Origin of the sequence: Pedobacter sp., assembly GCF_041662865.1 — a bacterium.
Lineage (GTDB): Bacteria > Bacteroidota > Bacteroidia > Sphingobacteriales > Sphingobacteriaceae > Pedobacter.
Map to the genome: position 1 here is coordinate 1 of NZ_JBAZRL010000102.1, position 3,257 is coordinate 3,257.

Genomic DNA, 3,257 nt, shown 5'->3' on the forward strand with positions numbered 1-3,257 from the left:
TATTAAAATTAATTGGTAATACATTGCTTTTATTTCATAATCTAAACCCCCTTAAAAATTGCTTTTCTAAATCCATCATTTTTGTGATTGGTTGTTGTTTTGTTACCTTTGGGTGTTTTCGTTCACTTCGTGGCGAGTTATAGCTTTTAAAATCCTCTTTTCTGGTTAGTTTTATTTCATTAGCGTCCCAAACACGTGTGGCGTTAGTTGCGATTCCTTTTATATACCGCCGTTTTACCGATGGGAATCCTGGTTGCTTTACCAGCTTTACAGCCGTAGTCTTGTGCATCTTAAAATGATCTGCTATTTGTTGCGTGTCCCATTCATCATTCTGTTTAGGTATTCTCCTTCTTGCTATTTCTTCAGCAAGCTTTACCACCTCATCTTTTCTATAATACGCCTTATCCCCTTGTATGCCAGCATCAACCCTAACGATACCGTGTTTCTTCAATGTTTTGTGCATGTTTGATGCATCAGACTTTAACAGTTGCATTGCTTGTTTGTAAGTTACAAATTCACTCATTTATTCACCTATTCCGTGCGCTTTTTCAATGGCTCTTGCAAACATGAAATCATTTCCATCTAGCTTAGTTCCAAAATGGTCTATGGCTATATATTTTATTTTCTCATCGCTAAGCGGCTCATGCTTTGTTGTCTCAAGCTTTGACAGTTTTTCAATAGCTTTTTCTCCAGCAATAATCCTATTAACAGCCCATTCTGGTTCTGTTTTAACCATTTCATAAAGAGTACATTTTTTATTATCCGAATCTACATATATTTTTTCACTTATCATTTCAAAACCTCATAATCATAGATCCTTCCAATCGTTAAATTCCTACCCCAGTTCAAATACTCAGCCCTAATAGGCGCATGGATATGGCTTAAGCGTCCGTTATCGTGCGTTGTTCTGTAAACTACTTTCTTCCTGTTATTTACTGGTTGAATTGATCCATTGTGTTTTGTTGGTGTGTAGTTTTTCATATTATAATTCTCCAAATGGATGTAATTTTCTTTTTTCTTCTACATAGGCATTGTAGGCTTCTTCTTGTGTATTAAAATACCCAATAAACTTTTGTTTGTAGTTTATCATTATTTGAGCAAGGAACTTGTTCCTTGATTTTATAAAACAAACTCCAAGAACTCCTAATTTATTATTTTTACTTGATCTTTTTATATTTTGCTTATTTTCTCCACTATTTGCTTTTCTTAAATTAATTATTTTATTATTTAATGGATTACCATCTATATGATCTATTTCATAATCTGGGTAATAACCATATTCATAAAGCCAAGCTAATCTGTGAGCCAAATGTTTTTTATTTAAAAATGAAATATAAACGTACCCAATACAATTAATTTTATTAGCAATATCTCCTTTTTTTGAACTTCCTGATCTCTTTATTCTAGTAAAAATTCCTGTGTCTTTATTGTAATAAAAAAATTCTTTTAGTAATTCAGGTGTAATCATTTATTTTATCCAATAAAAAACCCGCGGAGTGTATGCTGTGACAAACACTAGAACGCGGGTTAGTATAACTTTCGTTATTTGTTTAACTTTTCACAGAAGATACACAAATAACAATTTAATTATCTCATGTTTGTTTTTCAGTGTAAACCTTTTCTCCTAGAAATCTTTCATATTGGTGAGTATCAATCGCATGTGCTGTTTTTACAAATATAATAGTTGTTGCTATGGTTATGCCAATTACTATGGCTAACAATATGCGTCCGAAAATATAGTCTGGTGTGAAGTCGTATAGTTTCATTTTATTCTTCCTCCAATCTAGCCAATCTCTCAGCCTGCCACTCTACACTTCTGCAAATAATAGCGTTAATAGGTTTATGACGGTCTGAAAATGGAGCTGATAAAGCCGCGACAATGACATCGTTTAGTACTTTTGCTTCGTCGCCTGTTATTTCTTCGCTGGTAATGAAAGCAAGGAATGATTCTAGTCCTTTATCACCGTCAAACATTACTGTATCGTCTATGATGCTTTGTTCTATTTCTGCTATTCTGTCTGCTATTGTGTAATCTGAATTTTTCATTTTTCTCTCCTGTTAAGTTGAGTTTAATTATAAACATAAAAATACAAATGTCACGTTTTATTTTTATCTCCATCAATAAATATCAATATCTTTTCTTTTGCATCCTCAAACCCCTCTGCCAATATCCAGCTATACCCGAATTGCTTTACATGCTCTTTAAATGCAATCTGAGCGTCACTGGTAACTCCTCCTTTAGTTCTTTTCATCTCAATGTATAGCTTAAAGCCTGGCGCAAATAAGTCAGCCACGCCCGCTAAAACGCCTTCCCTGATCTGATCTACTTTTTCTCTAGGTGATCTCGTTCCACCGTTTCGATTCGCGTATATCCATACATCAGGATATGTTTTTCTAAACCAATGTACTAGAGCGGCTTGCTCCTCAAATTCTGATCGCACTTTTTTTGATGCTTTTTTTGCCGATTGGTGTTCTCTTGCTTTATTTTCGGCTATTTCTAAAATATGATCTCTTTGATGGATAGGGCTATTCATATCTATATAAATAAACGCGTTCCTTTGTGCTTTTGTCATACCTATGGCTTTATATGCAACTTCTAAAGCGTCTTTGAAAACGGTGTCACTAATCATTTTTCAATTTCTCCGCTAATAAATTAACTGGATGCTCCAATAAATCTGCTATGCCTCTTGCCCCTTGTCCTTCTACACTGAACAAAAATCCCTCAAACATTGATAATGCTTGCAATATGCTTAATGCTTCTTCTTTTGTTAATTCAATCATTTTTTAACTCCTAAATTTTCAAAATAAGCAATCCACTCACTCCTTTTTTCTACAGGCTCTAGCAATACGTCATTAATAACGCTTTCGTCACAACCTGCACGATATAAGGCTGAATAGGTCACGGCATCGCTGATGTAGCTGTCTCCTGTTTTTGTATGTTCTGGTGGATTGAATTGTTGTTGTAGAGTCTTTAATTCTTCTAATATGTTCATTATAGCGTACCGTATGGATGCAGTTCCCGCTTTGCTGTTAAATAAATTTTATGTGCTTCTTCTGCTGTTTTAAAACAGCCTAAATATATTACTTTTTTATTAATTGTTATTTTTGAATAAATACTTCCTTCTTTTTTATTTAGGTAAACTCCTAATAAACCAGTACTTTTATTGCTTTTATGTGCCTTTTTTAAGTTTTGAATATTTTCTGAACGAGTTGCCTTTCTTAAATTTATCCATCTATTGTCGTCTCTAATTCCGTTT

At 33.7% G+C, this 3,257-nt stretch carries 9 protein-coding genes; all 9 read right to left on the reverse strand.

Annotated elements, in window-relative coordinates; translation table 11 throughout:
* Positions 1 to 34 precede the first annotated feature (34 nt).
* Positions 35 to 523 (reverse strand): hypothetical protein, encoded by a 489-nt coding sequence (locus WC622_RS16555; RefSeq protein WP_372820799.1) that lies wholly within the window; start codon positions 521 to 523, stop codon positions 35 to 37.
* The gene (locus WC622_RS16560; RefSeq protein WP_372820800.1) at positions 524 to 793 is read right to left on the reverse strand and encodes a hypothetical protein; all 270 of its coding nucleotides are present in this window, start codon (positions 791 to 793) and stop codon (positions 524 to 526) included.
* 189 nt (positions 794 to 982) lie between these two features.
* Positions 983 to 1,468 carry an HNH endonuclease signature motif containing protein gene (locus tag WC622_RS16565; RefSeq protein WP_372820801.1) on the reverse strand — a complete coding sequence of 162 codons (486 nt, stop codon included), beginning with the start codon at positions 1,466 to 1,468 and terminating at the stop codon, positions 983 to 985.
* A gap of 124 nt (positions 1,469 to 1,592) precedes the next feature.
* On the reverse strand, positions 1,593 to 1,766 hold the full coding sequence (locus tag WC622_RS16570; RefSeq protein WP_372820803.1) for a hypothetical protein: 174 nt from the start codon (positions 1,764 to 1,766) through the stop codon (positions 1,593 to 1,595).
* 1 nt (position 1,767) lies between these two features.
* Positions 1,768 to 2,046, reverse strand: coding sequence for a hypothetical protein (locus tag WC622_RS16575; RefSeq protein ID WP_372820804.1), 279 nt, complete (start codon positions 2,044 to 2,046; stop codon positions 1,768 to 1,770).
* A gap of 50 nt (positions 2,047 to 2,096) precedes the next feature.
* Positions 2,097 to 2,630 carry a hypothetical protein gene (locus tag WC622_RS16580; RefSeq protein WP_372820805.1) on the reverse strand — a complete coding sequence of 178 codons (534 nt, stop codon included), beginning with the start codon at positions 2,628 to 2,630 and terminating at the stop codon, positions 2,097 to 2,099.
* Positions 2,623 to 2,781 carry a hypothetical protein gene (locus tag WC622_RS16585; RefSeq protein ID WP_372820806.1) on the reverse strand — a complete coding sequence of 53 codons (159 nt, stop codon included), beginning with the start codon at positions 2,779 to 2,781 and terminating at the stop codon, positions 2,623 to 2,625. The genes WC622_RS16580 and WC622_RS16585 overlap by 8 nt, the downstream gene beginning before the upstream one ends.
* On the reverse strand, positions 2,778 to 2,993 hold the full coding sequence (locus tag WC622_RS16590) for a hypothetical protein (protein ID WP_372820807.1): 216 nt from the start codon (positions 2,991 to 2,993) through the stop codon (positions 2,778 to 2,780). The genes WC622_RS16585 and WC622_RS16590 overlap by 4 nt, the downstream gene beginning before the upstream one ends.
* Positions 2,993 to 3,257: hypothetical protein (locus tag WC622_RS16595; protein WP_372820808.1), on the reverse strand; the 265-nt coding region annotated here is incomplete at its 5' end. The genes WC622_RS16590 and WC622_RS16595, both read right to left, overlap by 1 nt.